The 25,178-nt window shown below is 62.8% G+C and carries 24 protein-coding genes and 1 riboswitch; of the genes, 8 read left to right on the forward strand and 16 right to left on the reverse strand.

The annotated features are described in order from the left end of the window. The first annotated feature begins 39 nt into the window (after positions 1-39). A complete protein-coding gene (gspF, locus tag AQ12_RS20045; protein ID WP_048441737.1) occupies positions 40-1,272 on the forward strand; it encodes a type II secretion system inner membrane protein GspF in 1,233 nt (410 codons plus the stop codon). An 18-nt stretch (positions 1,273-1,290) separates the two neighbouring features. Then, entirely contained in the window at positions 1,291-2,202 is a 912-nt protein-coding gene (locus AQ12_RS20050) for a 5'-nucleotidase (RefSeq protein ID WP_048441738.1), read from the forward strand. On the opposite strand, the gene AQ12_RS20055 is transcribed toward AQ12_RS20050, so the two are convergent. Then, complete coding sequence (locus tag AQ12_RS20055; protein WP_238587778.1) at positions 2,199-3,182, reverse strand: DMT family transporter; 984 nt, start codon at positions 3,180-3,182, stop codon at positions 2,199-2,201. The genes AQ12_RS20050 and AQ12_RS20055 overlap by 4 nt on opposite strands. A gap of 78 nt (positions 3,183-3,260) precedes the next feature. Beyond that, positions 3,261-3,429: riboswitch (FMN riboswitch) on the forward strand. A 135-nt stretch (positions 3,430-3,564) separates the two neighbouring features. Here AQ12_RS20055 and ribB point away from each other — a divergent pair. Continuing rightward, positions 3,565-4,227 carry a 3,4-dihydroxy-2-butanone-4-phosphate synthase gene (gene ribB / locus AQ12_RS20060; RefSeq protein WP_048441739.1) on the forward strand — a complete coding sequence of 221 codons (663 nt, stop codon included), beginning with the start codon at positions 3,565-3,567 and terminating at the stop codon, positions 4,225-4,227. Between the two features lie 3 nt (positions 4,228-4,230). Here ribB and AQ12_RS20065 read toward each other — a convergent pair whose 3' ends face one another. Beyond that, positions 4,231-4,770, reverse strand: coding sequence for a universal stress protein (locus AQ12_RS20065; RefSeq protein ID WP_082151702.1), 540 nt, complete (start codon positions 4,768-4,770; stop codon positions 4,231-4,233). Between the two features lie 133 nt (positions 4,771-4,903). On the opposite strand from AQ12_RS20065, the gene AQ12_RS20070 reads away from it, so the two are divergent. Continuing rightward, the gene (locus AQ12_RS20070; protein WP_048441740.1) at positions 4,904-5,563 is read left to right on the forward strand and encodes a peroxiredoxin; all 660 of its coding nucleotides are present in this window, start codon (positions 4,904-4,906) and stop codon (positions 5,561-5,563) included. Between the two features lie 22 nt (positions 5,564-5,585). Here AQ12_RS20070 and AQ12_RS20075 read toward each other — a convergent pair whose 3' ends face one another. After that, on the reverse strand, positions 5,586-5,870 hold the full coding sequence (locus AQ12_RS20075) for a hypothetical protein (protein ID WP_048441741.1): 285 nt from the start codon (positions 5,868-5,870) through the stop codon (positions 5,586-5,588). Positions 5,871-6,183: 313 nt separating this feature from the next. On the opposite strand from AQ12_RS20075, the gene groES reads away from it, so the two are divergent. Further along, the gene (groES, locus tag AQ12_RS20080; RefSeq protein ID WP_048441742.1) at positions 6,184-6,471 is read left to right on the forward strand and encodes a co-chaperone GroES; all 288 of its coding nucleotides are present in this window, start codon (positions 6,184-6,186) and stop codon (positions 6,469-6,471) included. Positions 6,472-6,500: 29 nt separating this feature from the next. After that, positions 6,501-8,150, forward strand: coding sequence for a chaperonin GroEL (groL, locus tag AQ12_RS20085; RefSeq protein WP_048441743.1), 1,650 nt, complete (start codon positions 6,501-6,503; stop codon positions 8,148-8,150). 145 nt (positions 8,151-8,295) lie between these two features. Here the strand turns inward: groL and AQ12_RS20090 are convergent, their stop codons facing one another. From AQ12_RS20090 to AQ12_RS20115, 6 genes are all read right to left on the reverse strand, one after another. Continuing rightward, positions 8,296-8,637, reverse strand: coding sequence for a hypothetical protein (locus AQ12_RS20090; protein ID WP_048441744.1), 342 nt, complete (start codon positions 8,635-8,637; stop codon positions 8,296-8,298). A gap of 133 nt (positions 8,638-8,770) precedes the next feature. Beyond that, positions 8,771-9,142 carry a DUF805 domain-containing protein gene (locus AQ12_RS20095; protein ID WP_048441745.1) on the reverse strand — a complete coding sequence of 124 codons (372 nt, stop codon included), beginning with the start codon at positions 9,140-9,142 and terminating at the stop codon, positions 8,771-8,773. 90 nt (positions 9,143-9,232) lie between these two features. Next, positions 9,233-10,783 carry a glucose-6-phosphate isomerase gene (gene pgi / locus AQ12_RS20100; protein ID WP_048441746.1) on the reverse strand — a complete coding sequence of 517 codons (1,551 nt, stop codon included), beginning with the start codon at positions 10,781-10,783 and terminating at the stop codon, positions 9,233-9,235. 57 nt (positions 10,784-10,840) lie between these two features. Further along, positions 10,841-11,902 carry an ABC transporter ATP-binding protein gene (locus AQ12_RS20105; protein WP_048441747.1) on the reverse strand — a complete coding sequence of 354 codons (1,062 nt, stop codon included), beginning with the start codon at positions 11,900-11,902 and terminating at the stop codon, positions 10,841-10,843. Continuing rightward, positions 11,902-14,112 (reverse strand): iron ABC transporter permease, encoded by a 2,211-nt coding sequence (locus tag AQ12_RS20110; RefSeq protein WP_238587779.1) that lies wholly within the window; start codon positions 14,110-14,112, stop codon positions 11,902-11,904. Before AQ12_RS20110 ends, AQ12_RS20105 begins: the two co-directional genes overlap by 1 nt. Next, a complete protein-coding gene (locus AQ12_RS20115) occupies positions 14,109-15,128 on the reverse strand; it encodes an ABC transporter substrate-binding protein (protein WP_048441749.1) in 1,020 nt (339 codons plus the stop codon). The genes AQ12_RS20110 and AQ12_RS20115 overlap by 4 nt, the downstream gene beginning before the upstream one ends. A gap of 168 nt (positions 15,129-15,296) precedes the next feature. Between AQ12_RS20115 and zwf the strand changes: the two genes are divergently transcribed. Together zwf and AQ12_RS20125 are read left to right on the forward strand one after the other, a co-directional pair. Next, a complete protein-coding gene (gene zwf / locus AQ12_RS20120; RefSeq protein ID WP_048441750.1) occupies positions 15,297-16,763 on the forward strand; it encodes a glucose-6-phosphate dehydrogenase in 1,467 nt (488 codons plus the stop codon). Positions 16,764-16,793: 30 nt separating this feature from the next. Beyond that, complete coding sequence (locus AQ12_RS20125; RefSeq protein WP_048441751.1) at positions 16,794-17,639, forward strand: MurR/RpiR family transcriptional regulator; 846 nt, start codon at positions 16,794-16,796, stop codon at positions 17,637-17,639. Positions 17,640-17,662: 23 nt separating this feature from the next. Here the strand turns inward: AQ12_RS20125 and AQ12_RS22560 are convergent, their stop codons facing one another. The 7 genes from AQ12_RS22560 to AQ12_RS20160 all read right to left on the reverse strand — a co-directional run bounded on the left by AQ12_RS22560 (position 17,663) and on the right by AQ12_RS20160 (position 25,157). Continuing rightward, a complete protein-coding gene (locus tag AQ12_RS22560) occupies positions 17,663-18,937 on the reverse strand; it encodes a TolB family protein (protein ID WP_082151703.1) in 1,275 nt (424 codons plus the stop codon). A gap of 12 nt (positions 18,938-18,949) precedes the next feature. Continuing rightward, entirely contained in the window at positions 18,950-20,056 is a 1,107-nt protein-coding gene (locus AQ12_RS20135; RefSeq protein WP_048441753.1) for an N-acetylmuramoyl-L-alanine amidase, read from the reverse strand. Between the two features lie 81 nt (positions 20,057-20,137). Beyond that, the gene (locus AQ12_RS20140; RefSeq protein WP_082151704.1) at positions 20,138-20,560 is read right to left on the reverse strand and encodes a GNAT family N-acetyltransferase; all 423 of its coding nucleotides are present in this window, start codon (positions 20,558-20,560) and stop codon (positions 20,138-20,140) included. Positions 20,561-20,640: 80 nt separating this feature from the next. Continuing rightward, positions 20,641-21,654, reverse strand: a complete 1,014-nt coding sequence (locus tag AQ12_RS20145; protein WP_048441754.1) for an ABC transporter ATP-binding protein — start codon at positions 21,652-21,654, stop codon at positions 20,641-20,643. Continuing rightward, complete coding sequence (locus AQ12_RS20150) at positions 21,651-22,652, reverse strand: ABC transporter ATP-binding protein (protein ID WP_048441755.1); 1,002 nt, start codon at positions 22,650-22,652, stop codon at positions 21,651-21,653. Before AQ12_RS20150 ends, AQ12_RS20145 begins: the two co-directional genes overlap by 4 nt. 13 nt (positions 22,653-22,665) lie before the next feature. After that, entirely contained in the window at positions 22,666-23,577 is a 912-nt protein-coding gene (locus AQ12_RS20155) for an ABC transporter permease (protein WP_048441756.1), read from the reverse strand. Then, complete coding sequence (locus AQ12_RS20160; protein ID WP_048441757.1) at positions 23,574-25,157, reverse strand: ABC transporter substrate-binding protein; 1,584 nt, start codon at positions 25,155-25,157, stop codon at positions 23,574-23,576. Before AQ12_RS20160 ends, AQ12_RS20155 begins: the two co-directional genes overlap by 4 nt. Between the last annotated feature and the right edge of the window lie 21 nt (positions 25,158-25,178).

Consider the following 25,178-nt stretch of genomic DNA (forward strand, 5'->3'; position numbering starts at 1 on the left):
TAACCCTCTCCCCAAGGGGAGAGGGGACATAATCGCCGCATGCCAGCCTACTCATTCGAAGCGCTAGACGCACAAGGCGACACCCGGCGCGGCGTGATGGAAGCCGACACGGCCAAGGCCGTGCGCAGCCTGCTCAGGGGCCAGTCCCTGGTGCCGCTGCAAGTGGTGCCGGTCAACGCAGGTGCCGCTGCCAACGAGCAGAGCTTCGGCCTGTCCTCCAGCATCTTCACGCGACCGGTCTTCAACGCCACGGCCCTGGCCATCTGGACGCGTCAGCTGTCAGGCCTCATCACCTCCGGCCTGCCGCTGGAACGCGCACTCACTGCATTGACAGAAGAAGCCGAGAACGAGCGGCAACGCCATCTCGTGGCCGCATTGCGCGCAGAGGTGAATGCCGGTTCGCCATTCGGCAAGGCGCTGGCGCGCTTCCCACGCGAGTTTCCAGAAATCTATATCGCGGTCGTTGGTGCTGGCGAAGCCAGCGGCAACCTGGGCACCGTGCTCGAACGCCTGGCCGATGACCTGGAAAACAGCCAGGCGCTCAAGGCGAAACTGCTGGGCGCTGCGCTCTACCCCGCCATCGTCACCGTCGTGGCGATCGTGATCGTGATGTTCCTGGTGGCGTACGTCGTGCCGCAGGTCGCCAATGTGTTTGCGGGTAGCAAGCGCGCGCTGCCGTTTCTCACCATGGCCATGCTTGCAATCAGCGGCTTCGTTCGCAGCTGGGGCTGGCTTGCCCTGTCGATCCTCGTTGTCGGGTTCATAGGCCTGCGCCTTGCGCTTCGCAACGAAGCCACGCGCGAACGGTTCGACGCCGCGTGGCTGCGACTTCCGCTCATCGGACGCCTCTCGCGCGGCTACAACGCAGCGCGATTTGCGAGTACCTTGGCCATGCTCGCGGGCGCAGGCGTGCCGATCCTGAAGGCCCTGCAAGCCGCCGGCGAAACACTCAGCAACCGGGCGATGCGTGCCGATGCAATGGACGCGCTCGTGCTCGTGCGTGAAGGCGCACCGCTGGCCTCGGCCATGGCGCAGAAGAAGCGCTTTCCCGGTCTGCTCGCAATGTTCGCGCGGCTCGGCGAGCAGACCGGCCAGTTGCCCAACATGCTGCAGCGCGCAGCCAACCAGCTCGGCGCCGAAGTGCAAAGACGCGCCATGCAGATGGCCACCATCCTGGAGCCGCTGCTGATCGTGTCGATGGGCGTGGTGGTGATGCTGATCGTGCTCGCGGTGCTGCTGCCGATCATCCAGCTCAACCAGTTCGCACGCTGAGCCAACATCGAGCCAACCATGTCCGTGACCCTCGACGACAAACTGGTAGTGGCGATCTCATCGCGTGCGCTCTTCAACTTCGAGGAAGAGAACGCGATCTTCGAAAGCGGCGACCCTAAGCGCTACATGGAGCTGCAACTTGAGCGCCTCGATACAGCAGCCAAACCGGGCATCGCTTTTTCGCTCGTCAAGAAATTGCTCGCGTTCAACGACACATCGACGCAGCGTGTCGAGGCTGTGATCCTCTCGCGCAACGATCCGGTGTCGGGCATGCGCATTTTTCGTTCGGGCACGGCCAACCAGATCAAGCTCGAACGCGGTGTGTTCACCCAGGGCCGATCGCCCTTCAAGTACCTGCGTCCGCTGCGCGCCAACCTGTTTCTCTCGGCCAATGCAGAGGATGTGCGCGAGGCGCTGGCAGCAGGCTTTCCTGCAGCGCGCGTGCTCACCGAATCGGTGCTGGCGGGCAGCAACCATCCCAACGAAGTGCGCATTGCATTCGACGGTGATGCGGTGCTGTTCTCGGATGAAGCCGAGCGCGTGTTCCAGTCGCACGGGCTCGATGCTTTCCAGCAGCACGAAATGAGCAAGGCGAGCCTGCCTTTGCCCGAAGGCCCCTTCAAGCCACTGCTCGCAGCGCTGCACCGGCTGCAGCAGGCCAGCACACCGGCGATGGGCCTGCGAACGGCGCTGGTCACCGCGCGCAGCGCGCCCGCGCACGAGCGCGCGATTCGCACGCTCATGAACTGGGATATTCGGGTGGATGAAGCGATGTTCCTGGGCGGCCTTCCCAAGGGCGAGTTCCTGCGCGAGTTCGAGCCCGACTTCTTCTTCGACGACCAGACCGGGCACGTGAATCATGCGGCGCGCCATGTGCCTTCGGGGCATGTGGCAAGCGGCATCGCCAACGCGCCGAAAGACTCCGCCTAACCCGGAGCGCGAACCGACCCTCGTGCTTCGCGCCGCGCGATCCAGAGCGTGGCCGCGCAGATCACCACTCCACCGATGAGCGTGGTGCGACTTGGCGTTTCGGTAAAGACCAGCCATCCCAGCAGCGATGCCCAGACCAGTTCGAGAAACTTCACGGATTGCGTGGCCGAGATGTCGGCAGCCAGGAACGAGCGCGTGAGGCAGTAGTGCGCCGACGCCCCCAGAATTCCGCACAGCAGAAATATGAACCACTGAAACATGGTTGGCGCTTGCCAGAAGGGCAAGGCCAGCGGCAGGCTCATGAGCGTGATCGTGATCGACTGCCACACCACGATCACGCCGGGCTTCTCGTACCGTGTGAGTGCCTTGGTCAGCAGGAACGACGCAGCGAACACAGGCGATGAAGCGAGCATGAGCAGCGACCAGCCACCCCCGACACCCGTGAGCTTGGGCGCGACCACGATCAGGACCCCGGCAAAGCCGATGATGGCCGCGACCCAGCGGTCCCAGCGCATGCGTTCTCCAAAGAACCACGCCGCGCCCAGCATGATGAAGATCGGGCCGGTGAAGCTCAGTGCGGTGGTGTCGGCGATGGTGATGTGCGGCAACGCTGCAAACCACAGGACCAGGCCCAGTGTGTGCACGCCCCCTCGCGTGAAGTGACCGGAGATCTTCACCGGCCTGTAAGTTGCGATGCCGGCGCGAATCACCAGCGGCATCATGACAACCAGGCTGAAAAAATAGCGCAGGAACTGGGTCTGGAATGGATGGAGCTCCATCGCCAGCGAACGCATCATTGTGTTGAGCACGGTGAAGAGCAGGCCCGCTGCGGCCGACCAGAGCAGGCCGCGAACAACAGGATCGAGCCGCGAGGCGCGTCGATGCGCGACCGATGCGCGGCGCACAAGGGCGTTCGGCTTTCGCCTGTTCAGCGCATGCGACTCGGGCTGCTGGCCGCGGTCACCGTCATCAACTGCCACGGCCTGTCTCCATTGCGACCAACTATAGCCCAGGGTCACCTTGGCGCCTGCAGGTTTTCTGACGCCGCGCTATATTGGCCCGGTCTTCAGGGCGGGGCGAAATTCCCCACCGGCGGTAGGCGGTGAAAGCCGCAAGCCCGCGAGCGCCGCGCACGGTTTGCAACTTCTGTTGCCAAGTCAGCGCGGGTCAGCAGACCCAGTCCAAATCTGGGGCCGACGGTCATAGTCCGGATGAAAGAAGATGTCGCCGCCGCATGGGCCAGTCTTGCTGGATCGTGCGCGGCGATGTGCTGCTGCATTTCCGCTTGCGTCCTTCGCAGGGGGAAGCGCTGCGGCGTTCTTGTGCCTTGAGGCGTTTTTGTTCAATCAACAGGAGCGTTTCATGTCAGTTGCCAATACAACGACCCCACCGGTGTCCGCCAACGACACCATTCCCCTGGCCGATGTCGACGACATCATCGACGCCATCGCAGCCGGTCGTCCCGTGCTCGTGCTGGACGACGCTGATCGCGAGAACGAGGCCGATCTCATCTGCGCTGCCGACCGCCTGAGTCCCGCCGTGATGGCGATGATGATTCGCGATGGCAGCGGCATCGTGTGCCTGTGCATACCGCCCGGCAAGGCCAGCGAGCTGCGCCTGAAACCGATGGTGGAGGTCAACCGTTCGCGCTTTGCGACCGCGTTCACCCAGTCGATCGAAGCGTCGCATGGCGTGACGACCGGTGTGTCCGCGGTCGATCGTGTGCAGACGATCCAGTGCGCGATGCGATCCACGCTGGAGCGCAGCGAGATCGTGAGCCCCGGCCATGTCTTTCCGCTGATTGCGCGCGAGGGCGGAACGCTGGAGCGCGATGGTCACACCGAAGCTGCAGTGGACCTCGCGATGCTCGCCGGCCTCACCCCTGCAGGCGTGCTGTGCGAACTCATGAACCCCGATGGGACGATGGCGCGCGGCCATGAAGTCGCCGACTTCGCACGGGTTCACGGCCTCTTGTGCACAACGGTGGCGGCGATTGCTGCGTACCGCCAGCACTTCAACCGGTAAAACTCAGGCCAGCCCCATCACCGGTTGCGGTTCGTCGGTGACGGGAAGGGCCTCGTCTTGTCGATCGGCCAGCTCGCCTTGCTGATCGTCCTGTTGCGCCTGTCGATCCACTTCAACGTGCTTGATCACCGTCACAGGAAGATTCGACACGTGGATCAGCTCGTGCGACACCGAGCCGAGCCATCCGTCGGCCGTGCCACCCTTGCCGCTCGCGCCGACAACGATGGATGTGCATCCGTAACGCTCCGCCACGTCTGCAAGGGTGTGCGCCGGATCGCCGGATGCGACTTCGAACTCGTAGTCGATGCCCGATGAATCGCACAGATGCCGCGCCTCCTGCAGCAGGTGCTCACCGGCTCCCGTGCCCAGGCCGGCCAGTCGCTCGGGGTCCCGCACGGTGAGCATCTCGTAGAAGGTGGGCGGCTCCTGCACGTTCGCCAGTACCAGGCTCGCGCGCAGCCCCTGGTCGCGTAGCGCGATGGCGTGGCGCACCGCATCGAGCGATGTCTCGGAACCGTCCACTGCAATCAGGATCTTCTGCATGGCATCTCCTGGCTCGTCCACTGGGACGCACCCACGATAGACCCGCCCGCCCGCGATGGCAAGACCCGGCGTGCCTCATCGGCAGGGGTATGCGCTATGGTTGCCGTTTCCCGAAATCACCAGGAGCTCAACCATGTCACTTCGCATCAACGATACGGCGCCCAACTTCAAGGCCCAGACCACCCACGGCGAAATCGATTTCCATGAGTGGATCGGCGACAAGTGGGCTGTGCTGTTCTCGCACCCGAAAGACTTCACGCCCGTGTGCACGACCGAACTGGGCTACATGGCCAAGATCGAGCCGGAGTTCACCAAGCGCAACACCCGGCTGATCGGCCTGTCGATCGACCCGGTGGACAACCACAGCCTTTGGGCCGCAGACATCGAAGAGACGCAGGGCTCCAAGGTGAACTACCCCATGATCGGCGACACCGACCTGCATGTGGCCAAGCTCTACAACATGCTGCCGGCCGAAGAGCCGGGCTCCGCCGACGGCCGCACGGCAGCAACCAACGCCACGGTGCGCTCGGTGTTCATCATCGGACCCGACAAGAAGATCAAGCTGATGCTCACCTACCCGATGACCACCGGCCGCAACTTCGACGAGATCCTGCGCGTGCTCGACTCGATGCAGCTCACCGCCAAACACAAGGTAGCAACGCCGGCGAACTGGAAGCATGGCGACGACGTGATCATCGCGGGCTCCGTCACCGACGAGCAGGCCAAGGATCTGTTCCCCGGCGGCTGGGTTGCGCCCAAGCCTTACCTGCGGATCGTCAAGCAGCCCGGCTGAGCCCGGCCGGGGCTTTGACGCCTTAGAGCGCGCAGGACCAGGAAGGATCGGCACCCGGTCCTGGGGAGGCCGGCAGGCGCGCCCGCCGGGACTCGTTGGCAACGCGCGCATCGATCCAGGCCAGCTCGGCCAGTGCAGCAAGGGCGCTGGCCAACATGCCTGCGGCACCTGTGACCTTGATGGCCGGTGCAAGGCGACCCGCAAGGCTCTGGGGTTGCGAAGCTGCTTCGAGTGCGCAACCCGTGATTGCCATGACCGTGGAAATGCCCAGCGCCGGATGGACCGGGAAGCTCAGGTCATCGGGCACCTCCGGCTTTGCAGGGCGACCTGGGGGCGCCGTTTCTTTCGGGGTAAGAACACTACTGCCGCAGTTGGCGGCGCAGGCCTGGTGAGGTGTCATTTCTGGAGTGGGAGGACCCGTGATTTTGGCGGCCGACTTTAGCGCAGGTCCCGGCCTTCAACGCCACGACAACATGCTGCAGCGCTTGAAAACTATCCAAATGGCCTTATGATTAGCACTCGCTAGAGTTGAGTGCTAACACATGAGCTCCACTCGCGTTAATAAGCGCTAACTTCGTTGGCGCTTTTCAGATTTCCCCGTTTCAAGTCAAGGAGATGCAATGAAACTTCGCCCCCTCGCCGATCGCGTGATCGTCAAACGCCTCGAAGCAGAAGAAAAGACCGCCAGCGGCATCGTGCTGCCCGGCAACACGGCTGAAAAGCCGGACCAAGGTGAAGTCCTGGCCGTCGGCCCCGGCCGCAAGAGCGACAAGGGCGAACTGGTTGCAATGAACGTCAAGGTCGGCGATCGCGTCCTCTTTGGCAAGTACAGCGGCCAGACCGTCAAGGTCGATGGCGACGAGTTGCTCGTCATGAAAGAAGAAGACCTCTTCGCGGTCGTCGAATAATCCCCCCGGTCAAGACAGGAGAAACAAACATGGCAGCTAAAGACGTAATTTTCGGCGGTGAAGCCCGCGCACGCATGGTCGAAGGCGTGAACATCCTGGCCAACGCGGTCAAGGTCACCCTTGGCCCCAAGGGTCGCAATGTGGTTCTGGAGCGCTCGTTCGGCGCCCCTACCGTGACCAAGGACGGCGTGTCCGTCGCCAAGGAAATCGAACTGAAGGACAAGCTTCAGAACATGGGCGCGCAGATGGTCAAGGAAGTCGCTTCCAAGACGTCCGACATCGCCGGTGACGGCACGACGACGGCTACCGTCCTCGCGCAAGCCATCGTTCGCGAAGGCATGAAGTACGTGGCCGCCGGCATGAACCCGATGGACCTCAAGCGCGGTATCGACAAGGCTGTCACGGCCCTGGTCGCCGAGCTGAAGAAGGCCTCCAAGGCCACCACCACCTCCAAGGAAATCGCGCAAGTCGGCTCCATCTCGGCCAACAGCGACGAGACCATCGGCAAGATCATCGCTGACGCGATGGACAAGGTCGGCAAGGAAGGCGTGATCACCGTTGAAGACGGCAAGTCGCTCGACAGCGAACTCGAAGTCGTCGAAGGCATGCAGTTCGACCGCGGCTACCTGTCGCCCTACTTCATCAACAACCCTGAAAAGCAGTCCGCCCTGCTCGACAACCCGTTCGTGCTGCTGTACGACAAGAAGGTTTCGAACATCCGTGACCTGCTGCCGATCCTGGAACAAGTCGCAAAGGCTGGCCGTCCGCTGCTGGTGATTGCTGAAGAAGTCGAAGGCGAAGCCCTCGCTACTTTGGTCGTCAACACGATTCGCGGCATCCTGAAGGTCGTCGCCGTCAAGGCTCCGGGCTTTGGCGATCGTCGCAAGGCCATGCTCGAAGACATCGCCATCCTGACGGGCGGCAAGGTCATCGCTGAAGAAGTCGGCCTGACGCTCGAGAAGGTCACGCTGGCTGACCTGGGCCAGGCCAAGCGCATCGAAGTGGGCAAGGAAAACACGACGATCATCGACGGCGCTGGCGCCGGCGCTGACATCGAAGCCCGCGTCAAGCAGGTTCGCGTCCAGATCGAAGAAGCGACCAGCGACTACGACCGTGAAAAGCTGCAAGAGCGCGTGGCCAAGCTGGCCGGCGGTGTTGCAGTGATCAAGGTTGGCGCTGCCACCGAAGTCGAGATGAAGGAAAAGAAGGCTCGTGTCGAAGACGCACTGCACGCAACCCGCGCAGCCGTTGAAGAAGGCATCGTGGCTGGCGGCGGCGTGGCTCTGCTGCGTGCCAAGCAAGCTGCTGGCGAAATCAAGGGCGACAACGCCGACCAGGAAGCCGGCATCAAGCTGGTGCTGCGCGCCATCGAATCGCCCCTGCGCGAAATCGTGTTCAACGCCGGTGGCGAAGCCTCGGTGGTTGTGGCTGCTGTGTTGGCCGGCAAGGGCAACTACGGCTTCAATGCTGCCAACGACACGTATGGCGACATGATCGAGATGGGCATTCTGGACCCGACCAAGGTCACGCGTACTGCACTGCAGAACGCAGCATCGGTTGCATCGCTGATGCTCACGACCGAAGCCATGATTGCCGAAGCACCGAAGGAAGAGTCCGGCGCCGGCGGCATGCCTGGCGGCATGGGCGGTATGGGTGGCATGGGCGGTATGGACATGTAAGGCACTTCACTCCAAAAACGCCACGCGTTTTTGGAGTGGTTTGGTCAGATCAAAAAGCCGGGCAGAGCCCGGCTTTTTTCATGGTGGGTCGGCCTGCGCGTTGCTTCGGCCGATCCTCGTGCCGCTCGCGGAGCGGCTGCTTCGCTTAGCTTCTGGAGGCGTCGTCGGGCCAGCGGTCGCGGCGGTTGGCTACGCCGTCGCCATCGCGGTCGCGGGCTGTGCCGCGGTACTGGTTGCCATAGGGATAGACCGGCACGCGCTGCGCGGCATACGGCGTGGAGTAATACCGGCGGCCGGCCCAATACACGGTGGGCGGGGGCGTGAAGCCACTGTTGCCGTAGTACGCGGCCGAGCCGGGGACAGGGCCGTAATCAACCTGGTTGTTGTTGTAGGCCGAACCAGCCTGGCCTTCTGCACCTTGGGCAAAGGCAGTGCCGCCCGCTGCAAGCGTGACGGCAATCAATGATGAAACGATGAGCTTGTTCATGTGGACTCCTTGGCGGACAGGCATGTCCGCATGAAGTCATTGAACGCCAATGCAGTTGAGACGGGGTGTCGGTACCGTGCCGATTTGTTGTCGGACGGTAACCGATCGTTGCGTCATCGAGCGATGCTCAGGCTTATTGCTGGCCGGGTGCCATCGGGGGTCCGGCCTCGACGGGACCCTGCGGCTGGCCCCACTCGTTGGCAGGTCCACTGGGTTGCACGAAGAAATAGATCAGGATCAACCAGCCCACCAAGGGGATCAGGCCCAGCAGCAGGAACCAGCCGCTCTTGCCGATGTCGTGGAAGCGGCGTGCGCCCACGGCGAGCGCAGGCAAGAGCATCGCCAGCACGCCAATCGCATAGAGAAAGTTGTGCAACATGCCCAGGATGGCCAGCACGACGAACTGGAACAGCGCGAACCACCAGAACTCGGGACGCGCGGCGCGGCCCTTGAAATCGACGTACTTGTTAAAGCAGGTCGTGACTGCCTGTTTGATGTCGTCCATGCGCGCTCCTCATCTCGTCTGCCGGGAACAGTCCCGCGGCGATGATATGCCCAACCCCCGCGAGAAGATAGCCAGAAGATGAGCGGCGGCTCAACGTGGTGACAGCATGCGCACCAGCGCCGCAGACGACGCATCCAGTCCCGCGACATCGCCACTGGCCAGCCGCGCCGAGATGTCCCTGGCGAGAACCTTGCCCAGCTCGACCCCCCACTGGTCGAAGCTGTTGATGCCCCAGATCGATCCGCTCACAAACACGCGGTGCTCGTAAAGCGCCAGGAACGCACCAAGACTTGCCGGCTCCAGCCGGTCCAGCACAAAGAAAGTGCTGGGACGATTGCCCGGAAAGTCGCGATGACCGCCTGCATCGTGCTGGCCCTGCATCAGCGCCTGCGCCTGCGCGATCGCGTTGGCCATCAATTGCAGGTGATGGTCGCCCAGGTCGTGTGCGGGCTGTTTGACCGCAATGAATTCCACCGGCGTCACCTGCGTGCCCTGGTGCAGCATCTGGAAGTAGGCATGCTGCCCATTGGTGCCGGGCTCGCCCCACAGCACAGGCGATGTCTCGACACCCATGGCGCGGCCCTGCGCATCGACACGCTTGCCGTTGCTTTCCATCTCCAGTTGCTGCAGGTATGCAGGCAGTCGTTTCAGGTGGCTGTGATACGGCGCAATGCTGCGGCTGGCAAAACCGTGGAAGTTGCGATACCAGACATCGAGCAGTCCCAGCCGCACCGGCAGGTTGCTCTCCAGCGCAGCCGTCTGGAAGTGCATGTCCATCTCGTGTGCGCCTTGCAGCAGCGATCGAAACCCTTGCGCGCCGATGGCAATCGCAATCGGCAACCCGATCGCCGACCACAGCGAATAGCGTCCACCCACCCAGTCACGAAACCCGAACGTCGTGGTGATACCGAACTCGCGCGCCGCGCTGATGTTGGTGGTGAGCGCGGCGAAATGCCGTGCAATGTTGCGTCCGCCCTGCGACTCGAACCAAGCCTTTGCCGAACGCGCATTGGTCATGGTCTCGATGGTCGTGAACGTCTTGGAGGCAACCAGGAACAAGGTGCTCTCGGGGCGCACACGTTTGAGCACGCCATCGATCTCGTGCCCATCCACATTGGAGACGAAGTGAAAGCGCTTGCCCGCAACCGCATAGGCCTCAAGCGCCGCCACGGCCATCTGCGGCCCGAGGTCCGAGCCGCCAATGCCGATGTTCACGATGTCGGTGATAGCCGTATCGCCGCGTACCTGCGACGCATACGCGAGCATCGCATCGAGCGTGTCGTGGACTTCGGCGAGGTCGGGATCGCTCACCGCGCCTCTGGGCGTGCGCAACAGCCAGTGCTTGACCGCACGTTCCTCGGTGTTGTTGATGAGCTCGCCGGCGAACATCGCATCCCGATGCGCTTGGAGCCCACACTCGCGCGCGAGCTGCATCAGCAACGCCTGGGCGCGCGCGTCGATCAGGTTCCTGGAGAGGTCTGCAAACACATGAGGTGCGTGCTGGCTGAAAGCCGCAAGACGGCCTTCATCGGTCTTGAAAGCATTGCGCAGATCAAAACCACGCGCGCCTTCGCCCCACAGATGCTGCAGAGCGCGCCATGCTGGCGTTTCGTCACAGCGCGGCCTATCGGGTTGATTCATGCGCGCATTATTGCCCGCGAACGCAGCGCCGTGGGCCGCCCTGGACTGCAGATTGGCTTACCCGACCTGCACGACCGACACGCCGTGATCGGCCAGCCCCAGCCCTACATCGCTGCCCAGCTCAAGCACGCGCCCCAGGTCGGACGACACGACAAAAATAGGCCCCAGTTCCGTCTCGAAGGTGTACTCGTAGATGCTGCCCAGGTAGGCGCGCTTGGCAAGGCGCGCGGCCAGGCCCACGCCCGGTGGCCCGATATGCCACGCCTCTGGTCGCACCGCGACCTTGACCGCACCTTCGTTCAAGGCGTGGCGCGCACGGATGCGCAGCGGCCCCAAAGCGACGGAACCTGCGGCATCTGCGCGTGCTGGAAACAGCATGGCCTCGCCCATGAAGCCCGCCACGAATTCGGTGGTCGGATACTCATAGAGATCCTGCGGCGTGCCGCTTTGCGCGATGACACCGTGGTCCATCACGATGATCTGATCGCTGACTGCCAGCGCCTCGCTCTGGTCGTGCGTGACATAGGCGACTGTCAATTTGAGCCGCTGCTGCAGTGAGCGAATCTCCTCGCGCATCTCACGCCGCAGACGCGCGTCCAGGTTGGACAGCGGCTCGTCAAACAGCAGCACCGCGGGCTCCAGCACCAGCGCGCGAGCCAGTGCCACGCGTTGCTGCTGGCCGCCCGACAGCTCGCTGGGCAAGCGATCGTCGAAGCCGACCAGCCCGACGTTGCGTAGAGCATCGACAGCGCGCGTGCGCGTCGATGCTGGCGAGACGCCCGACATCTTCAATCCGTATCCCACGTTCTCCAGCACGTTCATGTGCGGAAACAGTGCATAGCTCTGGAACATCATGCTCACGTTGCGCTCGGCAGGGCCCAGCGTGGTCACGTCGCGTCCTTCGATGAAGATCTGCCCGGAAGTCGGCGACTCGAGGCCCGCGATCATGCGCAGCGTGGTGGTCTTGCCGCAGCCCGACGGTCCGAGGATGGTGGTGAGCGTGCCCGTGGCCGCGCGAAAGCTGATGCCCCTGACCGCCATCGGCGCCGAGACATCGCTGCCATAGCGCTTGGTGACGTTGCGAAATTCAATGCCGTTTGCAGAATCTGCGGTAGCCATCAAGTCGCTCCCTGCGCTGACAAAGGCGCCACATGCTTGCGCCGTCCGAGCTTGCGCTCGCCGACCAGAAACTGGATCAATGCGGTCACACCGCTCATGAGAATGATCAGCACCGTGCAGTACGCAAGCGCCACACCGTAATCACCATTGCCGACGCGGCCGATGATGTAGGTCGTGGCGAGTTCGTTCTCTGCCGTGACCAGGAAGATCACCGCCGACACCGTGGTGATCGCGCGCACGAAGCTGTAGACGAGCGCCGCGACCAGTGCAGGCTTGAGCAGCGGCAGCACCACGTAGCGCAGCGTCTGCACGCTGGACGCACGCAGCATGACCGAGGCTTCGTCAAGTGATCGATCAAGCTGCTTGAATGCGGCTGTGCCCGCCCGCACACCCACCGGCAGATTACGGAACATGAAGCACAGCACGATGATGAGCCCGGTGCCCGTGAGTTCGAACGGCGGCACGTTGAAGGCCAGGATGTAGCTCACGCCCAGCACCGTGCCGGGAATCGCAAACGCCAGCAATGCGGAAAACTCGAACAGTCCCTGGCCCTTGAACTCGGTGCGAGCCAGCAGGTACGCGATGAGCAGGCCCAGCGTCGCGGTCATCGGCGCGGAAATCGCCGCGAGCTTGATCGTCGTGAAGAACGAGTTCCAGGCAGTGCCCGCCCACACCAGCCCGAACTGTCCCCACTCCAGCGAGAACGCAGTCCTGAAGTGTGCGAGTGTCAATGTGTAGTCGCGTCCCCATGTCTGCACGAAGCCGCCGGCGAAGGCGAAGAGGTACACGACGAGGGTGAAGGCCATCCACGGCAGCGCGATGCCGTACACGAACTTGCGCACGCGCGGCGGCAGCGGCATCGCCACGCCTGAATCACCCTTGCCGCTCACGGTGGTGTAGCTGCGTTTGCCGAGCACGAAGCGCTGCAGCGCAAACACGCCCAGCGCGAACAGCGTGAGTATCCATGCGAGCGATGCGGCGCGGCCCTGGTCGTATTGCGCGCCGACGATCGCAAAGAAGATTTCCGTGGACAGCACCGAGAACTGGCCGCCGACCACGACCGGGTTGCCGAAGTCGGCCATGCTTTCGATGAAGCCGACCAGGAAGGCATTGGCAAGGCCGGGCTTGAGCAGCGGCAGCGTCACCGTCATGAAGGTGCGCTGGGGGCTCGCGCGCAATGTTTGCGCAGCCTCTTCCAGGCTGGGCGCGACGCCCTGCACCACGCCGCGCATGATCATGAATGCGATGGGGGTGAACGCAAATGTCTGCGCGATCCATACGCCGAACCAGCCATAGAACCAGCGCGATGGCGCAAGGCCGAACCACGATTCGAGCAACTGGTTGACGATGCCCGCGCGGCCAAACAACAGGATCAGGCCGAGTCCCACGACAAACGGCGGCGTGATGATCGGCAGCATCGCAAGGATGTTGAGCGGCTTTGAATAGCGGCTGCCCGCGCGCTCGGCCATCAGCGCCATCAAGGTTCCGAGCACGGTGGTGCTGAACGCAGTCAGCAGGCCCAGGAACAAGGTGTTCCAAGCCACGCCGCAGCGCACGCCGCCGTACAAGCAGTTGAGGCCGAAATTGCGTTCGTTGCCGATCCGCTCCCACATCGCGGCGATGGAGATGCGCCCTTCCTCGGTGTAGAACGCACTTGCCAGCGCCTTCAGGACGGGGAACAGGATGAACAGGGCCAGCAATGTTCCGCAGCCGACGACGGCCGCAGCGATGAACAAATCGCCCTTGAAGAAGCCGCGCCGCGCGATGCCCAATGCAGTGATGACGATGAGCGAAGCCAACGCAACGAAGCCGCCCCAGCCGATGCCGAACTGGTTTTTGGCAAGCTCGCCGAAGCTGCGATTGAGCAGCTCGCTGTTCCAGCCCTTCGCGCCGATCAGGAAGCCCGCCAGGCCCAGACCCAACACGCCGATGAGGCCACCTGCGATCAGCAGCGCACCCTGCTTGCGACCCGGCTGCTGCATCGCGCCGAACGCAGCGACGACCAAGCCAACCAGCCCCAGCCAGAGCCAGCTGCGCCCGTACACGGCGGCCTGCATGAGTCCGTTCGCCTTGTCATCACTGCCGAAGACAAAAGGGAAGGCCAGCAGGCCGTTGCCATCTTGCAGCGCATACCAGGGCAGCAGCAAGTAGCCGAGCAGGCCCGTGACGAGCCATGCCCAGATAGCGAGATTGGCGGCCGGTGTTTTCAACGGGGCAGCGAGTTCACATCCTTTTCCCAGCGGGAGATAAGACGCCTGCGCTCAGTGCTTGAGCCGTACTTGGCGTAGTCGTAGTCGATGAACCTGATCTTCTTGAAATCAGGCACGTTGGGGTCAACCTTGGCGCCCTTGTTCGAAGGCACCTGGAACGACTTCGCTGCGAAGGCGATCTCCTGCGCGCTGGGGGTCAGCGCCCATTCATAGAACTTCTTGGCGGCTTCGAGGTTGCGGGAGCCCTTGATCAGACTCATCGAGCCGATCTCGGCGCCCGTGCCATCGGCGGGCGTGATCGTCTCGACCGGAAACCCGTTCATCTTTTCGCCGGGGCCGTCATGCACGAAGCTGATCGACACGGCCGTCTCGCCGCGCGCGACCGCCTTGATGGGGCCGGTGCCAGAGCGCGTGTAGGTACTGATGTTCTTGTGCAGGCCCTTGAGGTACTCGAAGGCCTTGTCTTCGCCCATCAACTGCACGAGCGTTGCGATCATGGTGTACGAGGTGCCGCTCGATGCGGGATTGGCCACCTGGATCTCGCCCTTGTATTGCGGCTTGAGCAGGTCGGACCATGTCTTGGGAACAGGCAGCTTCTTCTTGGCCAGCAGCTCGGGGTTGTAGCCAAAGCCGAGCGGGCCCGAGTAGATGCCCACCGTCTTGAAGCCCGACTGCTGCGCCTGCTTTTGCGCCCAGGGATGCAGTTGCGTAAGGGTCGGCGATTTGTATTCGAGCGAGAGGCCCTGCTCGGCCGCCTGCAGGTGCGGGTCGCCGGTGCCGCCGAACCAGACGTCGGTCTTCGGGTTCTCTTTTTCGGCGATGAGCTGCGCGAGTGCTTCGCCCGAGCCCTTCAACGCGACGTTGACCTTGGTGCCCGTCGTGCGCGAATACACGGTGGCCATGTTGTTGCACCAGTCGGCCTGCACCGAACAGATGATGTTGACCTGCCCCTGCGCAGCCGCACCAAACGAAACACCGGCCAATGCAAACGCCGACGCCAGCAGCGACTTTCTCATGGGATCACCCTCAAAGTAATTTGGTTACGCTTTCGAGAATAGTCTCCGCCAGCAGGTGAGCAGCTTGGGGAAAACACCAGTGAAATCCGCAAACGAATACCAGTGGCCGCTGCGGCACCGATGAGGTGAAACTAAGTTACAGTGGCACGTCACTTCCACCGCAAGACCATGAGCTTCGATCTCGTCCTCTTTGGCGGCACCGGCGACCTCGCCTGGCGCAAACTGCTGCCCGCCCTGTTCCAGGCGTTCCGCCACGGAACCCTGCCAGCGGGTGGCCGGATCATCGGGGTCGCACGCGACGACCTGAGCAATGCGCAATACCGGGAATTGATCCACTCGCGGTTTGCGGATGTCGATCTCTCCAAGCGCCCCAGTCCCGAAGAGTTCGATCGCTTCGCAGCGATGCTGGAGTTTCTGCGCGTCGATCTCTCGCGCCCGGACGACTACCAGCGCCTGGCCGCCAGCCTGCGTGAGCGCGGCGCAGACACGGTGGTGATGTACCTGGCGACCGCGCCATCGCTGTTCACGACTGTCTGCGAACAGCTCGCGGCCTCGGGCCTGAATACACCGCACACGCGCATCGTGCTGGAAAAACCCCTCGGGCACGACCTCGCCTCCAATCGCGCGATCAATGAAGCGGTGCGACGTGCATTCACAGAACGGCAGATCTTTCGCATCGATCACTACCTGGGCAAACCGTCGGTGCAGAACCTGTTCGCGCTGCGCTTTGGCAACGCCCTGTTCGAGCCGCTGTGGCGGCGCGAGAACATTGCCAACATCCAGATCACCATCGCCGAAGACCTCGGCGTGGAAAAGCGCGGCGCGTTCTACGACCAGACCGGCGCGCTGCGAGACATGGTGCAAAACCATGCCCTGCAACTCGTCTGCGCGCTCGCGATGGAGCCGCCCATCAACGCGCATGCCGATGCGATCCGCGACGAGAAGCTCAAGGTGTTGCGTTCATTGAAAGCATGGACACCCGAGACGCTCGGCCAGCATGTGGTGCGCGGGCAGTACGCCGCCGGCAAGGTTCAGGGCGAAGACGTACCCGGCTACCGCGATGAGCCTGGCGTCAATCCGCAAAGCACGACAGAGACCTTCGTGGCCTTGCGCGCCGAGATCGCCAACTGGCGCTGGGCCGGTGTGCCGTTCTACATCCGCACGGGCAAGCGTCTCGCGGGGCGCGATGCGCGAATCGTGGTGAGTTTTCATCCGGCGCCGCATGCGATCTATCGCTCGCCGTCGGGCGAGGCCAACCGCCTCGTCATCCACCTGCAGCCCAAGGACGGACTGGAGTTGCACCTGCTCGCGCAGGGGCAGGAACTGCGTCAGGCGAGCAAGGGGGCCGTGCCGTCGCTCGCGCCTGTGCACCTCGATCTTGATTTCGACAAGCGCTTTGGGTCGGAGCGCGTCGGCGCTTATGAGCGCTTGCTGCTGGATGTGATCGACGGTCGCCTGAACCTGTTCGTGCGCAGCGACGAGCAGGAAGAAGCATGGCGCTGGGTTGAGCCGATCCTGGAGCACTGGCGCAATGACGCTGCCGGTCCGCGTCCTTATGCCGCTGGTACCTGGGGACCGAGCGCGGCGAGTGCGCTGATCGCGCGTGACAACTTCTGCTGGAACGAAGAGTGCTGACCGCGCGCTGAACGTCATCACTGATCCCACATGCTCGATCGCATCAAGGCTTCGCTGCCATCCCTCGCGCCCGCCGAGCAGCGCGTGGGTCGCCTGGTGCTGAGTGACCCGCGCACCTTTGCGAATTTACCCGTGAGCGAACTGGCCGAGCGCGCGCAGGTGAGCAAACCCACTGTTGTTCGTTTCTGCCGCAGCGTGGGTTACGACGGCCTTTCCGATTTCAAGCTCAAGCTCGCGGGAAGCGTGAGCGAGGGCGTGCCCTTTATTCATCGCAGTGTCGATGCGGACGACAAGACATCGGATGTGCTGGTCAAGGTGATCGACAACACCGTGGCGGCGTTCTTGAAGTACCGCAATGACGCGTCGAGCTCGGTGATCGAGAAGGCGGTTGATGTGCTCGCCGCAGCCTGCAAGCAGGGCCGGCGTATCGAGTTCTACGGCGTGGGCAATTCGGGCATCGTGGCACAGGATGCGCAGCACAAGTTCTTTCGCCTGGGCGTGAACACCATCGCGCACAGCGACGGCCACATGCAGGTGATGAGCGCGTCGATGCTGGGCGCGGGCGATTGCCTTGTCGTGATCTCGAACTCGGGCCGCACGCGCGACCTGATGGATGCCTGCGACATTGCGCGAAAGAACGGTGCGACGACGATTGTGCTGACTGCCACCGGATCGCCACTGGCGACAGCCGGTCACATTCATCTGGCCGCCGATCACCCCGAAGGCTATGACCGATACAGCCCGATGGTGTCGCGACTGCTGCACCTGATGATCATCGATGTGCTCGCGACAGCCGTCTCACTGCGGATCGGAGCGAAGCTGCAACCGATCCTGCGCGAGATGAAGAACAATTTGCGGAGCAAACGGTACGCGTGAACGCTTCTGCTTCGCACAACGCATCAGTCCTCGAAATCTTCCGGGTCGTCCTGCGGCACGATGACGACAGAATCCCGTCCCTCGTACGGCACGCCCTCGCGATTGTCGAAGCGGACAATGCCAACCGGGTCTCCCGAACGAAAGCCAGTAGCGCTCAGGTTGAAGCGGCATACCAGATCGGCGATGCCGTCGTTGTTGACGTCCCTTGCGCGCATGCACTGATTGAGCGACGGTTCGCTGCCGGTGCGACCGAAAGTCAATGTGGATTGCTTGACCAGCTTGGGGGCATCGAAGGTCGATGTCGAAAGGATGGCGACTTTGACTTTGCCCCGGCTGCGCGGGTTGATGTTGTTGGTTGACTTGCCGGGGCGGATGTCAACGGCTGCGGTGTAGCCCTGTACATCCACCAGTGTCCGGCGACCGCTGCCGTCGGCATTCTGGATGGCGATGGATGCCATCGCCTTGGACTTCACCGGTTCTTCGGTGACCACGATCTGCCCCGTCTTGGTCCACATGGGGTCATAGCCGTAAGAAGCCGGGAGCTTTCTCAAGCCTGATCCATCCGGCTGCACCATCCAGAGCAGATGTCCCTGCAACCGTTCGTCCCGGCTCGTCGAGAACACAATACCGGAGCTGCCCCAGTCAGGGTCCCAATCGAAGAAGCCGGTCGAGGTGATGGCTTTCAGACTGGTTCCGTCGGTTTTGATCGTCATCAGCCGGGCTGTTTCCCGGTCCGTTACGGAAAAAACAATTTCGTTGCCTGCCGGAGAGAAGCTGGGACCGTGTTCCTGCTGTGGCAACGACGTCAATTGCTGCTGTTGACTCCCGTTCGCATTCATCAGCCAAATGTCATATGTCCCGTGCATGTCGGAGACAAAAGCAATCTTTGATCCATCTGGTGACCACGCGGGTTTCCAGTTCCGGGCGCCGTTGGACGTCAGCTTTGCCAGCGCGGCCCCGTTAGGGAGCGTGATCCAGATATCGCTTTTCTCACCGTCCACGACGGTGTAGGCGATTGTTCGCCCGTCGGGCGACCAAACGGGATCCGAGTGCAAAACCCTCGGGTTCGACTGCGCGGCCGAAGTCACTCGCCGCAGACCTGTCCCGTCAAATCGTACTGCCCATAAACGACTGGGACCGTCAAAGTCGGCTGAAAAAACGATCTCCGTTCCGAGTGGGGACGGCGAGGGGGAGGTGGCAATCACGCCGACTTTGTCCGGAGAAGCGAATGCGAGAGTTGCCGCCAACGCCAGACTCGCAGCCATCGTGCGAATTGTCAGGTTCAAGATTTTCATCATTTGTTGGATTTCTTAGTTGCCAAAGAATGCGTCGAGGCTGCTTCTTACCGCAGCAGCTATTCGAGCGGGTGCGTCCGGGGAATGAAGGCGCTCCTCGTCTTTGCCGGAGACTCGCGCGGTTTCAACGAGCACCGCGGTCATCCTTGTCACATTGGGTTTGAGTACGGCTATATCGTCGATTTCCACCCTGCTACCCCTGTTGTTAACGCCGAGGCTGGAGGAAACGGAACTGGCCAACAAGTCGGCGAGCGGCTTCGATTGCGGTTTTAGGATGTGGTAATGCGTAGACGAACCGTGCGCAAATGGGAAGGAAATTGCCGTGCCTGGCACGATCGCCGGAGCGTTCGCGTGAATCGAGATGAACACCTCGGCTCGTTCGAAAGCCGCCTTGGCTCCCCGCTGAAGGTAGGTCGGACAGTCATTCACATTGCGCTTGGTAAGCACCACCTTGTAAGCAGTCGGCGGTAGCACTCGCTCGATTTCAAGTGCAATTGCAACGGTGAGGTTGTCCTCCTTCAGTTTGCCTGGCGGTGGATTGGAAGCGGGAAAGTCGGTCAGACCGATCGTTCCAGGGGGCAGCCCTTTTGCTGCGCAGCTGAGCCCATGGCCCGGATCGATAGCCACAATCCGCAGCGGCTTCGCGCCATAGCAAAGCGGCCCTTCATAGGTTCCGGCCCAATAGATCCCGCCGTCGTTCGGCCAATACTCGGTGTAGCCAGCAGGGCAGGTGAACGGTTCGCGCTGCCCCACCACGGTGAGCCAGGCGGTTTCTGCGGGCTGGCCCTGGGACCAGACGACGTTGATTTGCATCGACGCATACTGCCGCTGACCGCGTGAGCCCAGGGTCCATCCGGAAAGCGATCCGTAGCTGAGCGAGTAGGTGATTTGCGTGAAAAAAGTGTTGAAGGCCGACTGGGTGAACCCCACCGCCGCACCCGCGCTCGAAAATTGCGGTGAGGCGAAACCGGACGCAGCGGTTGCGGTGTAAGCCCAAGGGGACGAAATGTTGGGAACACATTCGTACGTTTTCCCTTCAATGACGCAAGGGGCCGCTTGCGCAGCGATCCCCCATGAAAGCAGCGCAAACGCCAGCGCCGCCCTGACGATCCAGTCTCTCAATATTGCTCCCGTTAAAGCTTGAACTCTAACGTTATTGCAATACTTAATGACTCACTTTTTCAGTGAATTAGTTCCGGAGAGTTAGTCGTGGGGTCTGGTGAAGTACTCGACCCCGACCTTGAGCTCTTCATAAATCAGGTAGTCCGTCGGCGTCATACCGAGCGCCGCATAGGTCTGCTGCGCAATGTCGTTGTCTTTCTCGACGTAGAGGCGAAATCCGCAGACAGCGGCATCAGCCTTCGCGAGGTCGCGCACGTATTCGTAGAGTCGCCGGTACACACCTTGCCGACGCCAGTCCTTGACGACGTACACGCTCTGGATCCACCAGAAGATGCCGTTGCGCCAGTCGCTCCACTCGTTGGTGATCATCAGCCCCGCGACGACTTCGCCACTCTCGTCTTGCGCAACGATGTAGAAACCCATCGCCGGGTTTTCAATGAGGCGGCGCACGCCCGCACCGATCACCTCGGGCATCAACACCTTGTGCTCGGTCTCCAGCGCCATCGCCGCGTTGAACGCAGCAATGGTCGCCGCATCGCGCAGCTCGCCCTTGCGCAGCGTCAGCGATGCGGCGTCACGTTGGGTCAGATGCGGCCTTCTTCCACGCCGTGGCAGGCGATGCGGATGCCTTCGATCTCCAGCAGCGCAGGACGCTCGACGCGGCAGCGCTCGTTGGCGTGAGGGCAGCGCGGATTGAAGGCGCAACCCGTCGGCGGGTTCAGCGGATTGGGCACTTCACCGGATACGGGCGTGCGCTGGCGACCCGTGTCATGCATCTTCGGAATCGCATCCAGCAGCATCTTGGTGTACGGATGGCGTGGATTGCCAAACAGCTGGTGCTTGCCTGCCAACTCGACCAGCCGCCCCAGGTACATCACGCCGACCTGGTCGCTGACGTGGCGCACCACCGCGAGGTTGTGCGAGATAAAGAGGTAGGTGAGGCCGCGCTCTCGCTGCAGGTCCTTCATGATGTTGAGGACCTGCGCCTGCACGCTCACATCGAGCGCAGAGGTGGGTTCGTCGCACACGAGGAACTCAGGTTCGGTTGCGAGCGCGCGCGCGATCGAGATGCGCTGGCGCTGGCCGCCCGAGAACTGGTGCGGGTACTTCACCATGTCCAGCGGCGACAGGCCCACCGACTTCAACAACTCGCCCACGCGGTCCTTGAGCTCGGCACCGTTGGTGATGATGTTGTGTTCTTTCAGGGGCTCGCCCACGATGTCTTCCACGATCCAGCGCGGGTTCAGGCTCGCGTACGGGTCCTGGAAAATCATCTGGATGCGCCTTCGCAACTGCCGGCCTTCCGGCGTCTTGAATGCAGCGTGCGCGTCCTGGTTGTCGAAGGTGAAGCCGCCGCGTGTGGGCTCGTACAAACCCACCAGCAGGCGGGCGACCGTGCTCTTGCCGCAGCCGGATTCACCGACGAGCGCGAGCGTCTGGCCCTTCTGGATTTCAAAGCTCACGCCGTCGACGGCTCGCAGCAACTGGCGCGGCTTGCGCTCGAGCACGCGATTGAGCCACGGGGCGGATACATCGAAGGTCTTGGCGAGGTCGCGCGCCTGGACCAGTGGGGCAGTCGTGACGGGTGCCGCGCTCATGCTGTGGCTCCGACGCTGGCAGAGCGAGTCACCACGCCATGCGCATCGTGCAGCCAGCAAGCCGCGCGAGTGGCACCCGCGTCGAGCAACTCGGGCCGTTCAACCGTGCAGCGGTCGAACACGCGCGGGCAGCGCGGGTTGTACGCGCAGCCCTTGGGGATGGCGGTCAGGCGCGGCATCGATCCATCGATCTGGTTCAGGCGCTCGCGGTCGATGGTGATGTCCGGGATCGCGGCCATCAGGCCGGATGTGTACGGATGCGCCGGCTGGTTGATGACTTCATGCACCGGGCCGATTTCAGCAATGCGACCGGCATACATCACGGCTACGCGGTCGCAGGTTTCGGCGATCACGCCCATGTCGTGCGTGATCAGCATGACGGCAGCGCCGCGCTCCTTGCAGATACGCTTGAGCAGCTGGATGATCTGCGCCTGGATGGACACATCAAGCGCCGTGGTCGGCTCGTCGGCGACGATCAGCTTGGGCTCAGCCGCAAGCGCCAGCGCAATCACGACGCGCTGTCGCATGCCGCCGGAGAACTGGTGCGGGTAGTGATCGATGCGCTCCGCGGCTGCAGGGATGCCGGTGTCTTCGAGCAGGCCGATCGCGCGACGCTTGGCTTCCGCATCATTGACTGGCAAGTGCGCCTGTATCGTCTCCGTCAGCTGGCGTCCGATGGTGTACAGCGGATTGAGCGAGGTCAGCGGGTCCTGGAAGATCGCGCCGATCTTGCGCCCGCGTATGTGACGCATCTGGTCGAACGTCATGTTGTCGATGCGCTGGCCTTCCAGCAGCACCTGGCCTGATGCGATGCGGCCCGGCGGCTCCAAGAGGCCGATGATCGCCGCGCCTGTGAGCGACTTGCCCGCGCCGGATTCTCCGACCACGCCCAGGATTTCGCCGGGTGCGATGTCGAAGGAGATGTCGTCGATGGCGCGCAAGGTGCCGCGCCGGCCAGGGAATTCGACGATGAGGTTTTGTACTTGCAGGAGACTCATTGTTCTTGTGCTCTCAACGAAGTCTCGGGTTGAGCGCGTCGCGCAGCCAGTCGCCCAGCAGGTTCACCGACAGCGCGATCAGGATCAGCATGACACCCGGGAAGATGGTGATCCACCACTCGCCGGAGAAGAGGTAATCGTTACCCACGCGGATCAGCGTGCCCAACGATGGCGAGGTCGGCGGAACGCCCACGCCCAGGAACGACAGCGTGGCTTCGGTGATGATGGCAGAGGCCACATGAATCGTGGCCAGCACCAGCACCGGGCCGGTCACGTTCGGCAACACGTGCCGCACCATGATTCGAAGCGGCGCCACGCCGGTCACTCGCGCGGCTTGCACGTATTCCTTGTTGCGTTCGACCATGGTCGAGCCGCGCACCGTGCGCGCGTACTGCACCCAACCCGTGAGCGTGATCGAGACGATCAGCACGCCGAAGGCTAGCCCCTCGTGCGCCTGGGGGAACATGGCACGCCCGACACCCGCGATCAGCAGCGCGACCAGGATGGATGGAAACGACAGCATCACATCGCACAGGCGCATGAGGAAGGTGTCGATCCAGCCGCCGCGAAAACCAGCGAGCAACCCGAGCGACACGCCAATGATCATCGAGAAGACGACCGACGCGATGCCGACGACCAGCGAGATGCGGGCACCGTAGATCAGGGCCGACAGGATGTCCCGGCCCTGGTCGTCTGTACCCAGCAAATACTTGCGCGAACCGAGCGCATCCCATGCCGGCGGAAGCCGTGCATCGGACAGCACCAGGGTCGTCAGGTCGAACGGGTTGTGCGGCGCTACCCAGCCTGCAAAGACGGAGCAGAAGAGGCACACGAAGGCGATGGCGCCGGCCAGCATCGCAACCGGGGAGGTGCGAAAGCTGTAGCCGACATCGCTATCGAACCAGCGGGCAAGGGTCTGTTTCACTTCTTGACGGTGATCCACTTGAAGGGCATGAAGTTGTCGGCGAGCTGGACCAGTTCAACCTTCTTGCTCACGCCCCAGGCCAGCGACTGCTGGTGCAGCGGGATGTGGCCGATGTCGTCGCTGTGGATCTTGGACGCACTGCGGATCATCGTGGTGCGCTTGGCCTTGTCGGTCTCACCCTGCATCGCAAGGGTCAGCTTGTCGAGTTCGGGGTTGCAGTAAGCGCCCAGGTTGAACTGGCCGGTGCCCTTGTCGTCGGGGCAGCGGGTCAGCGCATTGAACGCGTTGTGCGCGTCATAGGTGGTGGGCGTCCAGCCGAGCATGTAGAAGCTCGTGTCGCGGCGCAGGATCTTGGGGAAGTAGGTTCCCTTGGTTTCTGCAGCGAGGTTGATCTTCACGCCGATGCGCGAGAGGTTGGCAGCCACTGCCTGGCAGATGCGCGCGTCGTTGACGTAGCGATCGTTGGGGCAGTTCATGGTCACTTCGAAGCCTTGCGGATAACCCGCGTCGGCCAGCAGCTTCTTCGCGCCATCCGGGTCGTAAGGCAGGCGCTTGTTCTGGTCGTCTGCAAAGCCGTTGATGCCAGGCCCGAACATGAGGGCCGTCGGCTTGGACGCGCCGCGCATGACCGTCTTCTGGATCGATTCGATGTCGATGCCCTGGTACACCGCCTGGCGGACGCGCTTGTCCTTGAAGGGGTTCTTGCCCTTGATGTTGGAGTAGAGCAGTTCGTTGCGCGCCTGGTCCATGCCCAGGAAGATCGTGCGCAGCTCGGGGCCGACGATGACCTTCGCGCCGGCCGACGCATTGATGCGCTCGACGTCCTGCAGCGGCACGGGCTCCATCACGTCGACTTCGCCGGTCAGCAGCGCTGCAACGCGCGTGGCGTCATTGCCGATGGTCGTGAAGATCACGTCCTGCACGTTGCCGTCGATCTTGCCCCAGTAGCTGCCGTTGCGGGTGAAGGTGCTGCGCACATTCGGCTGGCGCTCACGCAGGCGATAGGGGCCTGTGCCATTGGCGCGGAACGACGCGGCGTTCTCGATGCCCTTGCGACGGTCCACCGGGCGCGCAGCCTGGTTTTCTTCGCACCAGGCCTTGCTCATGATGTAGGTGGTGGAAAGCTGGTCCGGCAGGATGGGGAACGGCGCCTTGGTTTCGACGTCGACCACGAATTCGCTGACCTTGCGCACTTCCTTGATTTCGCCGACCACGCCCTTGAAGTCACCGCCGTCATCGGCCGCACGCTTGAGCGAGAACACGACGTCGTCAGCAGTGAACGGCTTGCCGTCATGGAACTTGACGCCCTTGCGCAGTTCGAAGCGCCACACCGTGGGCGACACGGCTTTCCACGATGTCGCGAGTGCGGGGGTGAGCGACAGGTCCTTGCCGCGGCCGACCAGCGGCTCATAGACGTTGCCGGTCACAGACAGCTGCAGCGACTCGTTGAGCGAGTGCGGGTCCATCGAAAGGGAGTCGCCCTGGTTGGCTATGCGCACGGTCTGCGCCTGCGCGCCTGCGGCCAGCATTGCCAGCGTGGTTGCCGCAGCGATTGCTGTGAGATGGGACTTGAATTTCATCGGGAACTCCTTGTTGCGATG

The sequence above is a fragment of the Caenimonas sp. SL110 genome, assembly GCF_001044395.1.
In the GTDB taxonomy this organism is placed as follows: domain Bacteria; phylum Pseudomonadota; class Gammaproteobacteria; order Burkholderiales; family Burkholderiaceae_C; genus Ramlibacter.